19 protein-coding genes are annotated in these 17,080 nt (G+C 65.9%); 3 read left to right on the forward strand and 16 right to left on the reverse strand.

Annotation, left to right across the window (positions count from 1 at the left end; all coding sequences use genetic code 11):
* Positions 1 to 111: 111 nt before the first annotated feature.
* From MP11Mi_RS17645 to thyX, 4 genes are read right to left on the reverse strand one after another with little or no spacing between them, the layout of a single operon-like run.
* Entirely contained in the window at positions 112 to 744 is a 633-nt protein-coding gene (locus tag MP11Mi_RS17645) for a TIGR03085 family metal-binding protein (protein ID WP_420040169.1), read from the reverse strand.
* On the reverse strand, positions 744 to 2,726 hold the full coding sequence (locus MP11Mi_RS17650; protein ID WP_420040170.1) for a ribonuclease J: 1,983 nt from the start codon (positions 2,724 to 2,726) through the stop codon (positions 744 to 746). Before MP11Mi_RS17650 ends, MP11Mi_RS17645 begins: the two co-directional genes overlap by 1 nt.
* Positions 2,726 to 3,631: a 4-hydroxy-tetrahydrodipicolinate synthase gene (gene dapA / locus MP11Mi_RS17655; RefSeq protein ID WP_420040171.1), complete on the reverse strand. Its 906-nt coding sequence runs from the start codon at positions 3,629 to 3,631 to the stop codon at positions 2,726 to 2,728. The genes MP11Mi_RS17650 and dapA overlap by 1 nt, the downstream gene beginning before the upstream one ends.
* Before the next feature lie 38 nt (positions 3,632 to 3,669).
* Positions 3,670 to 4,422: an FAD-dependent thymidylate synthase gene (thyX, locus tag MP11Mi_RS17660; protein ID WP_420040172.1), complete on the reverse strand. Its 753-nt coding sequence runs from the start codon at positions 4,420 to 4,422 to the stop codon at positions 3,670 to 3,672.
* Between the two features lie 267 nt (positions 4,423 to 4,689).
* Here thyX and MP11Mi_RS17665 point away from each other — a divergent pair, with 267 nt between their 5' ends.
* Positions 4,690 to 5,469 (forward strand): tyrosine-protein phosphatase, encoded by a 780-nt coding sequence (locus MP11Mi_RS17665; protein ID WP_420040173.1) that lies wholly within the window; start codon positions 4,690 to 4,692, stop codon positions 5,467 to 5,469.
* Positions 5,470 to 5,492: 23 nt separating this feature from the next.
* On the opposite strand, the gene MP11Mi_RS17670 is transcribed toward MP11Mi_RS17665, so the two are convergent.
* The 9 genes from MP11Mi_RS17670 to MP11Mi_RS17710 form a co-directional block, all read right to left on the reverse strand.
* Entirely contained in the window at positions 5,493 to 6,266 is a 774-nt protein-coding gene (locus tag MP11Mi_RS17670; RefSeq protein WP_420040174.1) for an HAD-IIB family hydrolase, read from the reverse strand.
* An 87-nt stretch (positions 6,267 to 6,353) separates the two neighbouring features.
* On the reverse strand, positions 6,354 to 7,262 hold the full coding sequence (locus MP11Mi_RS17675) for a beta/alpha barrel domain-containing protein (RefSeq protein WP_420040175.1): 909 nt from the start codon (positions 7,260 to 7,262) through the stop codon (positions 6,354 to 6,356).
* 53 nt (positions 7,263 to 7,315) lie between these two features.
* Complete coding sequence (locus MP11Mi_RS17680) at positions 7,316 to 7,660, reverse strand: hypothetical protein (RefSeq protein WP_420040176.1); 345 nt, start codon at positions 7,658 to 7,660, stop codon at positions 7,316 to 7,318.
* A 21-nt stretch (positions 7,661 to 7,681) separates the two neighbouring features.
* Complete coding sequence (locus MP11Mi_RS17685) at positions 7,682 to 8,185, reverse strand: GNAT family N-acetyltransferase (RefSeq protein WP_420042146.1); 504 nt, start codon at positions 8,183 to 8,185, stop codon at positions 7,682 to 7,684.
* Positions 8,186 to 8,277: 92 nt separating this feature from the next.
* A complete protein-coding gene (locus MP11Mi_RS17690) occupies positions 8,278 to 9,492 on the reverse strand; it encodes a winged helix-turn-helix domain-containing protein (RefSeq protein WP_420040177.1) in 1,215 nt (404 codons plus the stop codon).
* Positions 9,493 to 10,218, reverse strand: coding sequence for a class I SAM-dependent methyltransferase (locus MP11Mi_RS17695; protein ID WP_420040178.1), 726 nt, complete (start codon positions 10,216 to 10,218; stop codon positions 9,493 to 9,495).
* The gene (locus MP11Mi_RS17700; protein WP_420040179.1) at positions 10,215 to 10,709 is read right to left on the reverse strand and encodes a dihydrofolate reductase; all 495 of its coding nucleotides are present in this window, start codon (positions 10,707 to 10,709) and stop codon (positions 10,215 to 10,217) included. Before MP11Mi_RS17700 ends, MP11Mi_RS17695 begins: the two co-directional genes overlap by 4 nt.
* Positions 10,710 to 10,724: 15 nt before the next feature.
* Entirely contained in the window at positions 10,725 to 11,531 is an 807-nt protein-coding gene (locus MP11Mi_RS17705; protein ID WP_420040180.1) for a thymidylate synthase, read from the reverse strand.
* Between the two features lie 101 nt (positions 11,532 to 11,632).
* Positions 11,633 to 12,085, reverse strand: coding sequence for a flavodoxin family protein (locus tag MP11Mi_RS17710; RefSeq protein WP_420040181.1), 453 nt, complete (start codon positions 12,083 to 12,085; stop codon positions 11,633 to 11,635).
* Positions 12,086 to 12,180: 95 nt separating this feature from the next.
* On the opposite strand from MP11Mi_RS17710, the gene MP11Mi_RS17715 reads away from it, so the two are divergent.
* Positions 12,181 to 12,966: an acyl-ACP thioesterase domain-containing protein gene (locus MP11Mi_RS17715; RefSeq protein ID WP_420040182.1), complete on the forward strand. Its 786-nt coding sequence runs from the start codon at positions 12,181 to 12,183 to the stop codon at positions 12,964 to 12,966.
* A gap of 102 nt (positions 12,967 to 13,068) precedes the next feature.
* Here the strand turns inward: MP11Mi_RS17715 and MP11Mi_RS17720 are convergent, their stop codons facing one another.
* Genes MP11Mi_RS17720 through dapB form a run of 3 tightly spaced genes read right to left on the reverse strand, consistent with a single transcriptional unit; the run spans position 13,069 to position 14,858 of the window.
* Positions 13,069 to 13,626 (reverse strand): maleylpyruvate isomerase family mycothiol-dependent enzyme, encoded by a 558-nt coding sequence (locus tag MP11Mi_RS17720; RefSeq protein WP_420040183.1) that lies wholly within the window; start codon positions 13,624 to 13,626, stop codon positions 13,069 to 13,071.
* A gap of 2 nt (positions 13,627 to 13,628) precedes the next feature.
* The gene (locus MP11Mi_RS17725; protein WP_420040184.1) at positions 13,629 to 14,102 is read right to left on the reverse strand and encodes a hypothetical protein; all 474 of its coding nucleotides are present in this window, start codon (positions 14,100 to 14,102) and stop codon (positions 13,629 to 13,631) included.
* Between the two features lie 3 nt (positions 14,103 to 14,105).
* On the reverse strand, positions 14,106 to 14,858 hold the full coding sequence (gene dapB, locus MP11Mi_RS17730) for a 4-hydroxy-tetrahydrodipicolinate reductase (RefSeq protein ID WP_420040185.1): 753 nt from the start codon (positions 14,856 to 14,858) through the stop codon (positions 14,106 to 14,108).
* Between the two features lie 156 nt (positions 14,859 to 15,014).
* Here dapB and MP11Mi_RS17735 point away from each other — a divergent pair, with 156 nt between their 5' ends.
* Positions 15,015 to 17,063, forward strand: a complete 2,049-nt coding sequence (locus MP11Mi_RS17735) for a neutral/alkaline non-lysosomal ceramidase N-terminal domain-containing protein (RefSeq protein WP_420040186.1) — start codon at positions 15,015 to 15,017, stop codon at positions 17,061 to 17,063.
* The last annotated feature ends 17 nt before the right edge of the window (positions 17,064 to 17,080 follow it).

The raw sequence follows: 17,080 nt of genomic DNA on the forward strand, positions 1-17,080 counted from the left end.
CCTAGTGCCCATCAATCACAACAGTCACACCCGCAACACGTGTTCGAGGGCTGTCGTGTCGAATTCGTGACGTTCGAGGGCAGATCAACCGAGTCGACACTCGGTTCGCGCTTAAACTGAACGCTCGGTGTCGGCCAGTGCTTTCACTGCCGCTTCAGGGCCGGTGATCTTCACATCCACGGGTGCGCGCCCGAACGCCCACAGGAGTAGCTCGCCCATAGACCCGGTGACCGTGACGGCCTCACCCCGCCCGGCAGTCACCAGTTCGCGTCCGTCGACCGACCCGAGCGTGACTCGGGCCGGCGACGATCGCAGGGTGGCGCGAGCCACCAGCTTCAGGGGGCGTTCCAGGGCACGCTCCATTGCCGGAGACAGCTTGCGCGGTAGGAACGGTCCCGCCCGATCGGCTCCCCCGCGTAGCACGTCCTCATGGTGCACGAACATCTCGGAGAGGTTGAGCAACGAGTCGAGCGGCCGGAACGGCGAGTACCACGGCGGTCCGTCGAGGACCGTCTGCAACAATTCCGCCCACGGCTTGCCCGCGTAACGGCGTTCCACTGAACGGGTGTAGCTGGCGAACACGGGCACGAACATGCCGAGTACCGCGTCCGGCCTGCGTTCCCGCAGGATCAAGTGAACGGCGAGGTCGCGGGCAGTCCACCCGGCACACATCGTGGGCACGTCCGGCCCCAATGCGCGCATGGTCTCGACGAGCGCAGCCCGTTCGGCCCTCGCCTGCGACATCAGTCGTCCTCGCCCACAGCGATCACATTCGGCACGATCATCGGCCTGCGACGGTATTTGCCCGCCACCCAGCGTCCGACGGCGCGGCGGACGCCCTGAGCGATCCGATGGGTGTCCGTAACACCCTCGTTCGCCAGTTCGGCGAGCGACTTATCGACGATGAGCGCGGCGCCCGAGAGCGCATCAGGGTCGTCGGAGAATCCGCGCCCGCTCACCGCGGGCGCACTCAGTGCGCGACCGGTGACGGTGTCGACAGCAACCGTGATCGCGATGAACCCGCCTTCGCCGAGGACTAGACGATCGGACAGGGTCGACTCGCCGACGTCACCAACCGACAGTCCGTCCACGTACACGTGTCCGACGGGTATCCGACCGGTGATCTGCGCGCGCCCGTCGACGAGGTCGACGACCACGCCGTCCTCCGCTATCACGATGCGGTCGGACGGGACACCGGTCGCTTCGGCCAGTGCGGCATTGGCGCGCAAGTGCCGCCACTCCCCGTGCACCGGCATCGCGTTGGACGGACGGACCGCGTTGTACAGGTACAGCAGTTCGCCCGCCGATGCGTGCCCCGACACGTGGACCTTGGCGCTGGCCTGTGTGACGACTTTCGCGCCACGCTTGGAAAGACCGTTGACGACCGCGAACACCGAGTTCTCGTTGCCCGGGATCAAGGACGACGCGAGGACGACGAGGTCATTGGCGCGAATGTTGATCTGGCGATGCTCGCCGCGTGCCATCCGCGACAGGGCCGACAGCGGCTCGCCCTGCGAACCGGTCGAGATGAGCACCAGCCGATGGTCCGGCAACGTCGCCGCGGTGTCCATGTCGACGACGACGCCTTCGGGCACCGACAGGTAGCCGAGATCCTGTGCGATCTCCATGTTGCGGACCATCGAGCGGCCGACGAACGTGACCCGGCGCCCGTGCCGGTGTGCGACGTCGACGATCTGCTGGATGCGGTGCACGTGGCTCGCGAACGACGCGACGATCACGCGCTGGCGCGCCTTGCCGATGACCGTGTCAAGTACGCCGCCGATGTCCCGCTCGGGCGTCACGAATCCCGGCACTTCGGCATTAGTCGAGTCGACGAGGAACAAGTCGACGCCCTCGTCGCCGAGCCGCGAGAAGCCAGCGAGATCGGTCAGTCGATTGTCTAGGGGCAACTGGTCGAGCTTGATGTCACCGGTGTGCAGGACGGTGCCCGCGTCAGTGCGGATCGCTACGGCGACCGCATCCGGGATCGAGTGGTTGACGGCGAAGAACTCGCAGTCGAACTCGCCGTAGTTCTGGCGGTCTCCCTCGACGACCTGGACGAGAGTCGGGCGCAGTCGGTGTTCACGGCACTTCGCCGCGACGAGCGCCAACGTGAATCGCGACCCGACGACGGGGATGTCCGCGCGCAGCTTCAACAAGAACGGCACCGCACCGATGTGGTCTTCGTGGCCGTGTGTGAGGACGACGGCTTCGACGTCGTCCATCCGGTTCTCGATGAAACTGAAGTCGGGCAGGATCAAGTCCACGCCGGGCTGCTGGTCTTCGGGAAACAGGACACCGCAGTCGACGATGAGCAACTTGCCGCCGTACTCGAAGACAGTCATGTTGCGGCCGATCTCGCCGATGCCGCCGAGCGCGACGACACGCAGGCCGCCCTTCGGCAGGGCGGGCGGCCGACCGAGGCGGTCGAGGATGTCGCCGGTGACACCGATGCCGGTGGCTTCCGAGACTGAGGACTTACCGGACTTCTTCGTGGGCTTGTCCGTCCTCTTCTTGGAGCCGCCCTGGTTCTTGGACGCTTGACTTTTCGGCGCTTGATTTCTGGGCGCCTGATTCTTAGCCGCCTGGTTTGTCGGCGCCTTCTTCTCGGGTGCGGCCGGATTCTCGACCGGCGTCTTCTCGGCCTGCTTCTCGGGTGCGGCCTGGTTCTCGACCGGCGGGCCGGCCGGGCGACCGGCACGACGACGACGCTGTGCTCCGGACATCAGGAGATCACCTCCGCGGTGCGTAGATCTGCGATGAGCGCTTCTATTTGAGGCCCGTCTGCGGGCACTTGTGGGAGTCTCGGATCACCGACGTCCAACCCTGCGATACGCAGCCCGGCCTTCACCATGGTGACACCGCCGAGGCGCCCCATCGCGTCTACGAGCGGCGCCATCGATGCGGCTAGACGACGCGCCTGCGCAAGGTCGCCTGCGGCGACGGCGTCGCGCAAGTCGCGGAGACGACCCGGGACGAGGTGGCCGATGACGCTGACGAAACCGCTTGCGCCGATCGACAGCCACGGCAAGTTGAGAGCGTCCTCGCCGGACAGGAATTCGAGGTCGGTGGCGGCCAGGATCTTCGCTGCGGCGTGCAGGTCGCCCTTCGCGTCCTTGACTGCGCGGACCGTCGGCAGCTCGGCGAGTCGGAGGATTGTGTCGGTCGCGATCGGGACGACCGCGCGGCCCGGGATGTCGTACAGCATGACGGGCAGGTCGGTGGCTTCGGCGACAGCCTTGAAGTGTGCGTAGACGCCCGACTGCGGCGGCTTGCTGTAATACGGGGTGACGATCAGCAGACCGTGCGCGCCTAGTTCGGCGGAGTCGCGAGCGCGGCGGACGGTCTCGGCGGTGTCGTAGCTGCCCGCACCCTGCACGATGCGCGCGCGGTCGCCGACCGCGTCGAGCACTACCTTGAGGAGCTCATTCTTCTCCGGGACCGTCGTCGTCGGCGATTCGCCGGTGGTACCCGAGACGACAAGCCCGTCGCAGCCGCCGGTGACGAGATGGTCGGCGAGTTCGGCGGCCTTGTCGTAGTCGACCTTCCCTTCGGGAGTGAAGGGGGTCACCATTGCCACCGATACAGTTCCGAACGGGTGTTCCACGCGCCCAGCGTCAGCCGAATCCATGCCGCTCAGGCTACCGGTACAACGACGTCCCGCCGGTATCAGCCCTCGAAAACGAACGGCGAAGTCGCGACGTGCGATCCGTCGGCGAGTTCGCCGATCTCGAAGTCGCCGAACGCTGTCGGCGCGACGTCGACGAGTTGCCGCAGACATTCGACGGCAAGCTGCCGGATCTCGACGTCGGCGTGCTCGGTGGCGCGCATGCCGATGAAGTGACGCCACGCACGGTAGTTGCCGGTCACTACGATGCGGGTCTCGGTGGCGTTCGGCAGCACTGAACGCGCTGCCTGACGGGCCTGCTTGCGTCGCAGGATCGCGTTCGGCACATCCTCGAACTTCGTCTCCAGTTCCGCGAGGAGTTCGCTGTACGCCGCACGCGACGCGTCAGTCGCCTTGACGAACAATTCCTCCAACCGCGCGTCGCCGCGGAGCGCCGGCGGCGCGACGACGTTCGAATCATGTTCGGGTACGAACCGCTGAGATAACTGCGAATACGAGAAGTGCCGGTGCCGGATCAGCTCGTGCGTACACGACCGCGAGATACCGGTGATGTAGAAGGTCACGGTCGCGTGCTCGAACAGCGATGTGTGGCCCACTTCGAGGACGTGCCGCAGGTATCCGGCGTTGGTCGCGGTGCGCGGGTTCGGCTTGTCCCAGCTCTCGTAGCACGCGCGACCGGCGAACTCGATGAGCGCTTCGCTGCCGTCGGCGTCCGTGTCCCAGTCGATGTCGGTGGGCGCAGTGAACTGGGTCGCCGCCACGAGTTGTACTTTCAACGGCACCAGTTCGGACACCGGCACTCCTCTCGCAGTAGGTGGGCTCGCACCACGTGGTCGCCCCGCATCCAATCCGTCAATTGTCCCTCGCCACATTCCGTGCCGCTCCTCGGGGTCGATGAGCGGGTTGCCCGCTCTCAGCGCATCATGGTCGGCATGACTTCCGATCGCACTCCCACGGTTCCCCAGCCCGTTTGGCCCAGTCCCGCAAGTCCCGGTCCTGTTCGTCCGAGTCTTGTTCGTCCGAGTCTTGTTCGTCCCAGTCTTGTTCGTCGCCGTGTCGCGATGATTGCTTTGTCGAGCGCGCTGGTCGCGGGACCGATCGCGGTCGCGGCGCCCGTCGCCCACGCTGCCCCCGGCCTCACCGAGTCGACGCCTTCGACGGTCATCGCGCCTGACCGCGAGATCGGCTTGGCCGGTACCGAGAACACCCGCACCCTCGCCGGCTATGTCGGCTCCGACGGCAAGCGGGTCAACGACCTGGTCTTGCGCAGCGACAATCTGTCGAAGCTGACCGCCTCCGACATCGCGAAACTCGACGAACGAGGACTGAAGACCGTCGTCGATCTGCGTACCGGCATCGAGAAGACCGTCCAGCCGAACAAGCGGCTCGCGGGCGTCACGACCGTCGACGGCGACGTCCTCGGGGACGTGTCGCCTACCGCGCTCGTCGACCTGAATCAGGCGTATCGCGCGTTCGTGACCGACGCCAACGCTCGCGCCGAGTTCCGCGACACGATCCTCGCCATCAAAGACACTGCTGCTCATGGCGGCACAACGCTCTACCACTGCTCAGCGGGCAAGGACCGGACCGGCTGGACGACAGCGATCGTGCTCACCATCCTCGGCGTCGACCGTCCGACGATCCGCGCCGACTACCTCGCCTCAAACCACTACCGTCACGCCGCATCGAACGACATCCTCAACGGTGTGAACATCGGGTGGCTAAACGCGTCATACAGGGCTGTGGAGAGGAAGTACGGTTCGATGGACGCCTACATTCATGACGGCCTGAAACTGACCGACGACGACATCGCGTCGCTCCGTGACAGCCTCCTCGACTAGCGTCCGGCCGCAGCAGTCATTCGCTACAGTCCGCGGACGACCGCCCCTAGCTTTCCGAACGTGTCTTCCCACCCGTGCACCTGTACGGAGTCGATACCGAGGTCGGCGACGGGGCGGTCATTGCCGCCCTCGTCGAGACGATCCCCGTAGAACAGGATGTCGGCGATATCCAGGTTGAGGATGTCCATCAGGCGGCGGGCGCCAAACGCCTTATCGATGCCTTTCGCGGTGATGTCGACCGACGTCGACCCGCCGCTGCGGACTTCCAGTTCGGGGAGCCGTTCCGCGGCGTAGGCGCGCAACGCTTCCTTTTTGCGGCCGTCGGGATCCCACGCTGCCTTCGCGTCGACCGGTGCCGATTGGCCGAGCGCGGAGAACGTCACCTGACTGCCGCGGTCCTCGAGGATCGGCCCCCACGTCTTCGACTCCCACAGTCCGAGTGAACGCGCCCCTTCTTCGACGACGCGCATCGCCTCGTCCTTCTGCTGGGTCGAAAGGTCTTCGGCGTACACCGTCTCCCATTCGGTGCCCGACCAGCGGACGTAGCGGGTGCCGTTGGTCGGCATCAGGTGAAGGTTGGCCTTGTCAGGGAAGTCGCCGAGTCGGTCGAGGACCTGCGACTGGAACTGACCGTACTGTCCACCGGAGATGATGCACGCCTTCGACGTGGCGAGCAGATCGGTGAACAGTCTGACCATCTCGTCGCTCATCGGGGTCTTCGACGGGGCGAGGGTGTCGTCGAGGTCGAACATGACGAGCTGGTAGCTCTTCCCGTCGCGGGTCACTCCATCAGGCATGCCGGAAAGCTTACTGGTGTCCATCGGCCACGACTCGCACCGGCCAGGGTGCACCGGAAGCCGGGGCACGCGGCTCAAGGTGAGCGGTCAGCCGATGACCCAGTCGAACGCGTCCGCCTTCGACCTGGCGCCCTGCGCGGTCTTCGAGCGAGAGGTCTCCCCCAGTGCGGCGAGAAGAGTCTCGCCTGCGCGGACCAGGTCGGCGAGCACTGCGGGTGTCAGATAGTCGGGCCGGGTCGCGAACAGCAGGTCCTCGGTGGCGGTGTTCCCGCTCGCACCGGGAGCGAATGGGCAGCCGCCGAGGCCGGCGAGCGCGCCGTCGACGACGCGGGCGCCGCCGGCGATCGCCGCCAATGAGTTCGCGACACCCATCCCCCACGTGTCGTGGCCGTGGAACACTAGTCGGCGATCGCCTGCCTGCGCGGTCGCGAACAGATCGCGTACCTGCCCGGGATAGGCCTGCCCGAGAGTGTCGGCGAGCACGACGTCGTCGGCGCCTGCAGTCCGCGGATCGGCGACGATCCCGCGTACCCGGCCCGGGTCGACGGGGCCGTCGAACGGGCAGGTGAAGCTAGTGGCAATACACAATTGGATGCGGCCGCCCGCCTCCCGCACGATATCGACGGCTTGCGGCATCGCGGCGACCGAGTCTTCGGTGAGCCGGCCGATGTTGGCCTTGTTGTGGGCGTCCGACGCAGACAGACAGTATTGAACGTTCTTCGCGCCAGCCGCGACGGCTTGCTCGACATGCCGAGGGGTCGCCACCCAGATCCAGCAGCGGTCGAGTTCGGCCGGTGTCAACGCGGCGACGACGTCGAGGGACCCCGCCATCGGCGGTACGAGGTCCGGCCGCGCCATCGACCCGATCTCGAGTTCCGGGACGCCCGCGGCGAGAAGCGTGCGGGCTAGTCCGACGCGGGTGGCGACGTCCAACGTTTTGCCGGTGAGTTGAAGCCCGTCGCGGAGCGTCACGTCACGGAGTACGGCTGTGGACATGGCGTGAGTCTACCGAGGGGTCTGTCCACTGGAGTCCCAGGAGTTCGCCGGGCTCACACCTCATCGAGGGTGATGACGACCGCCGTCCCCTTGTCTCCTACCTTCGCGACGCCGGTGCCTGTGCGATCCACGCCGTCGAGCCGGATGGTGATCGGCGTCGGTCCTGGCTGAAAGTTGCGCCACCATGTCTTCTGCGATGCCGCCGCCACTCCGACCAGGATGGTGCCGTCGTCCTGGCGACGGAATGCGACCGGCAGGCTGAACTGCTTGCCGCTCTTTCGTCCCGTGTAGCCGATCTCGGTCATCGACTTGCTGAGCGCCGGGCCGACGACTGGCGCCGACAACAGCGGAGTGACTGCAGTGTTGAATACTCGGGCGACGCGCGCGAATGTGCTCATGGGTCAACAGTAGGACTCACTTCACACCTCGCGCAGCATGCACGCCCTGGGCCATTCATCCAATCCCTGCGACTTCTCTTGCGCCCGTATCGCTTTCAGACCTGAAGTCTCTTCTGAATCAGTCATGTAGCGGAATCCGTTCCGCACGTAGTACGGACCGTTCCACGGGACGTCGACGTACGTCGTGAGCGTGACGGTCGTCAGTTGATGCTCGCGAGCCCAGTCGACAGCCTTCTCGATCAGTGACACGCCCAAGCCGCGACGCGCGCAGTCGGAATGGACGGACACCTGCTCGATGTGCGCGGCGGCGTCAATCTTTTCGACGATCAGGTAAGCGGCGGGCCGGTCCGTCCCGTCGACCACTACCCAGCATCGCCCGTCGTCGACGACCTCCGACAGATACTCGATCGGCAACGGGTCGTCGCCCGCGACGAGATCCATGCCGAGGTCGGCGAACATCGCTCCCGCAGCGACCTCGATCTCCTGCAGCCGTGCCAGATCGGTACGCCTGCCTTCCCGAATCATCACAGCCCCACGATAGCGCCCGACCCTGCCTGCACTTCGGCACTTTTTATCGGCGTGCAGCCGATAAAAAGTGCCGAAGTCGCGGAAGCCGCTCAACACACCGCGGACAGGGCCTCCGACAGCTCGCCACGCGGACGGATTCGGACATCGTCGAGGCCCCGCCACTGCGCCATCGCCCGCAGATCCGCGGCCAACGAGGCGGCGACCGCGCCCCGGTCAGCGTCCGGTTCTACATGCGCAGACAACACGTCGAGGACCCCGGCGCCGCGATCGGCCTTCAAGTCGACGCGCGCCACGATTTCCTCCCCCATCAGATACGGAAGCACGTAATAGCCGTGGACGCGTTTGTGCTCGGGCACGTAGATCTCGATGCGGTAATGGAAGTCGAATAGCCGCAGTGTGCGCGGCCTGAAGAACACGAGTGGATCGAACGGCGACAGCAGCGTGCTCCGGCTTGCAGATCGCGGCATCTTGGCGTCTCGGTGCAGGTAGGCGGGATCAGACCAGCCCTGCACCGAGACCTCGCGGATCACCCCGTCGTCCAGGAGGTCGCCCAGTACGGCGCGGACATCCGCGGTCTTCAACCGGTAATAGTCGGCGAGGTCGGCGACAGTCCCGACGCCGTGCGCCGAGGCTGCCCGAGCGACAAGCTCGCGATGGGAGTCGGTCCGGCCGACAGTGATGTCGACACGGTCGCCGACGATCCGTTCGGCGAGATCGTAGTGGCGGACGAAGTTCTCGTTGCGGGTCGCTGAAAAGTCTCCCGACGCGAATAACGCCTCACAGACGTGCTTCACTTCACCGCGCGTCCACCACGAACCTTTTTCTCCGGGCGCGCGTTCGATCCCGAGTACGCCCTCGATCTGTCGGGGCGTCGACGCGCCGCTGCCTGCGACCACGTCACGGATGTCGACCGCGAGCGTTCTGTTGCGCGCCAACACGTCTTGCGTGTAGCGGTAACGGCCGCCGCGGTACTCGTCCATCCGCCATCCGAACAGCGGCCAGTCGTCGACGGGAACCAGTGCGGCCTCATGGGCCCAATACTCGGCGAGCAGGCGCGGCGATCGCGCGGTCTCGCGCCAGGCGGCGGTGTCGAGGAGGATGTCGTCGTACGGACCGAGTCGGCTGAACGCCGGTAGATAGTGCGCGCGAGCGAGGATGTTGACCGAGTCCATCTGCAGCAGCCTCGTCCGCCCGACCACCCGGCGCAGGTGCCTGCGAGTCGGTGCACCGCCGGGAATCGGGTCTGTGAAGCCCTGTGCGGCCAACGCGATCCGGCGAGCTTGCGCGATCGACAGGTCCGCCATTTACCGCTTCCCGGCGATGACAGTGACCGGCCACGTAATCCGTCGGCGGTCGCCCCAGTGCGATGCGAAGTCTGCGCGCATCGACTCAACAAGGTGCCCGGCCCCGGCATCGCGCGCACGCCGCGTCGCCGACCAGGTGCCGACGTAGTCGACGAAATCGTCGAGCGTCCAGTCACGTTCAATCGGCGACACGGAGACGTCGACCCGCGCGAAGGGGAACGGCAGGTCCGCGTACGCGGAGTCGACGTGAACCCGCTCGGGCGGCCAGTACGGACCGATCTCATCACGGTAGAAGCGGTCGAAACGTTCAGCGAGATCGTCGTCGAGCGCGACGACGCCGTAGGTGATCAACGCGATCACCGCGCCCGCACGCGCGATGCGGCGCGCCTCGTCGTAGAACGCGGGCAGATCGAACCAGTGGGCTGCCTGCGCGGCCGTCACAATCGATGCGGACCCGTCGGCGACGTCGAGTCTCTCTGCGGGCCCAACCCGGTATTCGATGTTCGGTGCGTGGACAGCTGCCGCGATCTGGCTCTGCGACGGGTCGACGCCCACCACCGCGTCGAAGTGCTCCGCCAACAGCGCGGTCAGTTGACCGGTGCCGCAACCTACGTCCACCGCGAGTTCCCGGTCGGGTGCGAGCGACGACAGGACGCTCGCCAGCGCGCCGGAATAGGTCGGCCGGTGCGCCGCGTACTCGTCGCCGCCGCGTGCGAACCAGGTCATTCAGAGACCCGGCGGTAGTCGACGAACCGGTACCGTGTGCCGGTCTTCGAGGTCTCCCAATCGCCCCGCGCGGCAACCGTCCACACGTCGATATCGATCTCGGGCGCGAACGCGTCGGCGCCGTCGACGAGCACATCGATCTCGGTAACGCGAAGCTCAGTCGCGAAGTCCAATGCCGACGTGTAGATCTGGCCGCCGCCCATGATCGATGCGTCGCCGCCGACGAGGTCGAGTGCCTCGCGCACTCCGGAAACCACCTCGGCGCCTGGAGCGTCGAACGTGGCATTGCGCGTCACGACCACGTTCCGCCGCCGCGGGAGCGGTCGAAACTTCGTCGGCAACGACTCCCACGTCTTACGCCCCATGATGACGGTGCCGGTTCCGGTCAACGACGTGAACCGCGCCATATCTTCGGGCACCCGCCACGGGATGGTGCCGGCCTTGCCGATGGCTCCGGCCAAGTCTTGTGCCCACACGAGAGAGACGGTCATCGTTTGCTCCGGGTTTCAGACTGCGACGGGCGCCTTGATCCCCGGGTGCGACGTGTACCCGACGACCTGTATGTCGTCGTAGTCGTACTCGAAGATCGACTCGGCCTCACGCAGTTCCAGTTGCGGGTACGGGTACGGGTCGCGCGAAAGCTGTTCGCGTACCTGGTCGACGTGGTTGTCGTAAATATGGCAGTCGCCGCCGGTCCACACGAAGTCGCCGACCTCGAGGCCGGCTTGCTGAGCCATCATGTGCGTCAACAACGCATACGACGCGATGTTGAACGGGACCCCGAGGAAGAGGTCGGCGCTGCGCTGATACAGCTGACAGCTGAGTTTGCCGTCGGCCACATAGAACTGAAAGAACGCGTGGCACGGCGGCAACGCCATCTGCGGGATCTCGCCGACATTCCACGCGGACACCAAGTTGCGCCGGGAATCCGGGTTCGTTTTCAACGTCTCCAGCGCCGTCGCGATCTGGTCGATGTGCTCGCCCGACGGTGTCGGCCAGTTACGCCACTGCACGCCGTAGACGGGGCCGAGTTCACCGTCGTCGGCCGCCCACTCGTCCCAAATCGTAACTCCATGGTCGCGCAGCCACGCGACGTTCGAGTCACCACGCAGAAACCACAACAGTTCGTAGACGATCGACTTGAGATGCACCTTCTTGGTGGTGACGAGCGGGAAGCCCGCAGACAAGTCGAATCGCATCTGATGGCCGAACACGCTCCGCGTTCCGGTACCGGTGCGATCCGCTTTGGGCGTACCGGTCTCCAGAACGAGTCGCAGCAGGTCTTCGTACGGTGTAGGGATGGGCGTGCTCACCTCGTCGAGTGTACTGAGGCCGACTATGACGGCTGGCCGGACGCGCCGAACGCTCAGGCGGGCGCCCGAGCCCCTGACTATTCCCGGAGAGTGCAGGCCAGTTATCCCATGAGCCCGGCAGCCACGGTCGCGCCCAACTCCCAACATGCTTCAAGCTGTTCCTTGGTCGGCTTGTTCGACGCAATCACGTAGTCGACGGTCTTGGTCCAGCCCAGGCCCGCGGTGATCCGGTCGACAGCGTTCACCGCGCCTTCGGCCCCCTCATTGCCGTGCAAGTACAGCCCGAACGGGCGACCCCGCGCCGCGTCCAGGATCTGGTAGTAGCTGGAGTCAAATGCGTGTTTCAATGCGCCGGAGATGTAGCCGAGGTTCACCGGCGAGCCGAGGACATAACCGTCGGCCTCCAGGAAGTCGCTTGTCGACACCGACAGCGCCGGTCGCCGGACCACCTCGACACCCTCAATCTCGGGGTCGGTCGCACCGCTCACCACCGCCTCGAACATCGCCTGACAGTGCGGCGACGGCGTGTGATGGACGATCAGTAGACGAGCCATACGTCCACTCTGGCAGAACCCGGAGCGCCGGTGCGCGCGGAACGCCGTTCGGCTCCGTGGCACGATCATGCCGAAGCACAATCGAGGGGAACACCATGCCGCACACAAGTAGGCTCGCCGCGCGCCCGGTGCAGGCCCGCACCTATGAACGCACATACCGCCTTCGGATGGAAGACGTGACGCCCGACATGGACGTGCGCCACGATGCGATCGCACGACTGCTGCAGAACATCGCGATGGACATGATCGACGAATCGGCATGGGGGACGACGAATCCTTTCTGGATCGTGCGCCGCAACGTGATCGACGTGCTCGAACCGATCACCTGGCCGGGTGACGTCCACATCGAACGATGGTGCGAGGCCACGTCGTCGCGGTGGGTCGGCATGCGGCAGCGGATGACCGGCGTCCCGACCGCCACCGGATTCGCCGACGCCGACCGACCGGGCGGGCTCATTGAGACGTCGAGCTTCTGCATCAACGTGACCCGTGAGGGTCGGCCGTCACGGATCGACGACGAGACCATCGACGACTGGAACCGCGACGTCACCGACACGAGACTCAAATGGAAGTCGATGATTCCGGCGTCGCCCGACGCCGTGACGACTACCCCGGATTACATGTCGTTCGCGTTGCGCACCACCGACTTCGACGCCTACGGACACATGAACAACGTCGCCTATTGGCACGCGGTCCACGCTGTCCTCGCCCGCTATCCCGGACTGACGGCAGCACCGCATCGTGCGGTGATCGAATATCTGCGGCCGATCACGCCGCGGAGCGAGGCAACGATCGCGACCGCCGCCTACGACGGCGGCCTCGCCCTGTGGTTCATCGTCGACGATGTGGTCACCACTTCCGTGGCGGTCACTCCCCTGTAGCGGCCCTGTCCTGACTCAACACGATCTGTACGCTGATCCGCCCGTTGGGACGATATGTCCAGACGGCGCGGTGAGCGTACGGATCGTGGGAGTACTCCCCCGCTAGCTGCGGCCGGCGAATGCGAGCAGCCGGTCGACCGGTGCCGAAGACACCGGCTCGGTTGCCGGCGCGAACGCTCCCGCCCCACGGATGTCCTCGATGATCGACGCCGCATCCGACAACAGGTACAGCGCGAGCGCATCGGCGGGTCGCCATTCGACTCCGACACCGACGCACAGGTCCAATGCGTGCAGGGTCAGCTCCATGGTCCGCATCGGAACGAGGTCCGCGCCGGGGCGGCGGCCGACCCGGTGATCGACGTCGACGCTCAAATCCGCGGCGTCGACCGAAGCGCGCAGCAGTTCCTCCGACCGCCAGAACTGCGCGATCGCGCCTTCGGCGACGTAGTCGATATCCCGCGTATGCACTGTGTCGTCGGCGGAAGCGCCGTCCAGCAGCATCGCGTAGCGGTGTCCGCCGCCGATCACATGATTGATCAGGTCACGGTTGGTCCAGTTCGGACATCCGCTCGGCGACGCCAGCGCGGCGTCGCCGACGTGGTCGAGGACCGCCGACCACAGGTTCGCCGACTCAGTCAGCATCGACTCGTGCACCGACATGTTCAGGCCTTCGCCTCTCGATACTGGCCCGACGCGCGCTTCATCATCTCGCGGGCACGTGAACGGTCGCCCGCGTAATCGTAGGCTCTCGCGATTCGGTAGGTCCTGACCCAGTCGCTCGGGTCGGCTTCCCACTCCTGTTTGACCTCCGCGAACAGCCCATCGGCTGCGTCGCGCTCGATCCGCCCGGACGGTCGGCGAGGCAGGTCGTCGACGTCGAGCTCGCGACCGAGCTCCGCGACATCTGCCGCCATCCGCTGGTGCTCGATCCCCGAGCGAAGTGTCGAGACGATCATCCACACTCCGAGGAGCGGGAGGATGAAGATGCCGATGCCGAGGCCGATCGATACGGCGGTTCCGTGCTCGAGTAGCCGGTAGGCCATCCGGCCGAGAATCAGGAAGTACACGCACATCGCGATCACCAGGAAGGCGATCACGGCGACGATCGGCCGGGCGTCGGATTTACCAGCGGCCACGATTCACAGATCCATCAAGTGTTCGAGGCCGACAGTCAGTCCCGCGCGCGAACCGATCTCGCGCACACCGAGCAGCACGCCGGGGACGAACGAGTTGCGGTCGATCGAATCATGGCGGATCGTCAGCGTCTCGCCCTGCGTGCCGAACAGCACTTCCTGGTGTGCGACGAGGCCCGCGAGCCGCACCGAATGCACTCGCACCCCGTCGACGTCCGCGCCGCGGGCGCCGTCCAGCCCAGTCGACGTCGCATCCGGCGACGCACCGAGACCCGCCTCCGCACGGGCGGCAGCGATCAACTGGGCGGTACGTCCGGCGGTGCCAGACGGGGCATCGGCCTTGTGCGGGTGATGCAGTTCGACGACCTCGACCGAGTCGAAGAATCGTGCGGCCTGCGCAGCGAAGCGCATCGACAGGACTGCACCGATCGCGAAATTCGGCGCGATCAACACGCCGCTGCGCGGGTCGTCGCCGAGCCAACCGCGGACGGTGTCCAGCCGCTCCTGCGTGAACCCAGTAGTGCCGACGACCGCATGGATTCCGTTGTCGATCAAGAACTTCAGGTTGTCCATGACGACATCTGGGTGGGTGAAGTCCACGACCACCCCGGTACCCGAATCGACGAAGGCCTGGAGCGAATCACCTTTGTCGACACCGACGGTGAACTCGATACCGTCGCCGGATTCGACCCCCTCGACGATCGCTTTGCCGACTTTGCCGTTGCTGCCCAACACACCCGTGCGGATGGCGTCACCCATGACTTCCAAGCCTTTCGTCGCTGAATGTCCTCCAGTCTAGAAGGCGCGGTCCGGCGGCGGCCGATCGCACACAGCCACCAAATATTGATCGTTCGATCCACTGAGGCTAGAGTCACATTGCCGACCCAGAAGAACCTGCACCATTCAAGGAGCCCGATGTCCGCCGTTTCACGCCGCACCTTCCTACACGCGACCGCCGCCGGGGCGGCCGGTGCCGCTGCCACTGTCGGGCTCGGCGCCGCTGCCACGGACGCGGCCGGACCGGCCCGCGCCGCTACCGGATACCTCGTCGGCGCAGGCAAGGGCGACATGACCGGGGCGATCGCCGGACAAGGCATGATGGGCTACTCGGACCTCGACCAGGTCGCGAACGGACTGCTGCAACGCACCTGGGCGCGGGCGTACATCGTCGCCGACGCCGCGACCAACCGACGCGTCCTGTTCATCACCGCCGACATCGCGTGCGTGTTCACCTCGCACCACAACACCCTGCTCGCCGAACTCGGCAAGCGATACGGCGACATCTACAACGTGCATAACGTGAACGTGAACGCTACGCACAACCACAATTCGTGCGGCGGGACCTCCTGGGACTACGCGTACGTTCTGGCCGCGAAGGGCCATCGGCACAACTCGTTCAGGGCCGAGATCGACGGACTACTCGAGGCCGTCGCGCAAGCACACGACTCGCTTGCTCCGGGCACCGTCGAACTGGGTCACGCTGAACTGCACAATGCGAGCGCCAACCGCTCCTACGACGCGTTTCGGTTGAATCCCGCGGCCGACCGCAAACACTTCCCTGAACACATCGACCCGCAAGTAACCGCGATCCGGCTGCGCCAAGGCGGTAAGACGATCGGCGAGATCACCTGGTTCGCCACCCACGGAACGTCGCTCACCGATGCGAACTTCCTCATCAGCGCAGACAACAAGGGTTACGCGGCATATCTCGGCGAGCAGCGGGACCCGCACATCGTGAGCGCGCACGCCCAAACCAATGCGGGCGACATGACCCCGAACCTGTGGGCCCGCAAGATGAATCCGGGAGGCCCCACGGAGAACCACCAGAGCAACCGGATCATCATCGGACGTCGCCAGGATCAGGCCGGACAGTCGGCACTGGCCGCCGCGCGCCCGATGACGGCGGGAGGCGTCGACTCCGCGACCCGCTACGTCGACATGGCGAACGTACACATCAGCGGGCACTACACGCCGCACGGCAAATCCGCGCGCACCTCGCCCGCCATGATGGGCGCAGCCGCGGCGGCGACGAGCCAAGAGGAGAACACTCGCAGCCAGCTCGGTTTCCTCAACGAAGGCGTGCGGAATGAGCTGGCGATGGCGCTCGGTGCGGGCGCCACCCCGACGCCCGACGCGTGGATCGTCGACAATCAGGCGCCGAAAGCCGACCTGTTCCCGCTCGGCATCATGCCGCCCCGGTCGTGGATCGAACAGCGACTGCCCGTACAGCTTCTCCGGATCGGCGATCTGGTTCTGGCGGCGCTGCCGACGGAGTCGACCATCGTCGCCGGTCTGCGTGTGCGACGGATCGTCGCCGACGCCATGGACGTCCCGCTGGAGAACGTGCTCCTTCAGGGCTATTCGAACGGGTACAGCCAGTACGTCGTGACCCCCGAAGAGTATGTGTCGCAGCAATACGAGGGCGGTGAGACATTGTTCGGCCGGTGGACGCTGTGCGCCTACATGCAGGAGATGGATGCACTTGCCCGCGCGATGAAGCGCGGTGTCACGCGGCCGGCCGGCCGTCGGCCAGCCGACCGCTCCGCCCTGCAACCCGATCTCCTCGGCACCCAGCCTGCCGACACCCCGATGCCCGGAAAGCGCTTTGGACAGGTCGTGTCGAAGGTTCCAGCGTCGGCGAAACCCGGTGCCACGCTCTCCGCGAGCTTCTGCGGCGCCTACCCGAGCAACCGGGTGCGCCGCGGATCGCAGCAATACTTCAACGTCGAAAAGTTCACCGGTACCCGGTGGGAGATGGTCTACGACGACGACCACGAGTCCACGGAGATGACGTGGGCCCGCCCCGGCGGCAGCCCGTCCGCGTCGAAGGTGACCGTGACGTGGCGGGTGCCGAGGAACGCGCAGGCGGGCGACTACCGAATCAGGTACTTCGGGAACGTGAAGTCGGCGTCCGGCAAGCTACGCGAGATCAGCGGCGCGACGGGTCGTATCAAGATCGGCTGAGCGGGACTACTCGCACG

The organism is Gordonia abscondita, assembly GCF_032711245.1.
In the GTDB taxonomy this organism is placed as follows: Bacteria; Actinomycetota; Actinomycetes; order Mycobacteriales; family Mycobacteriaceae; genus Gordonia.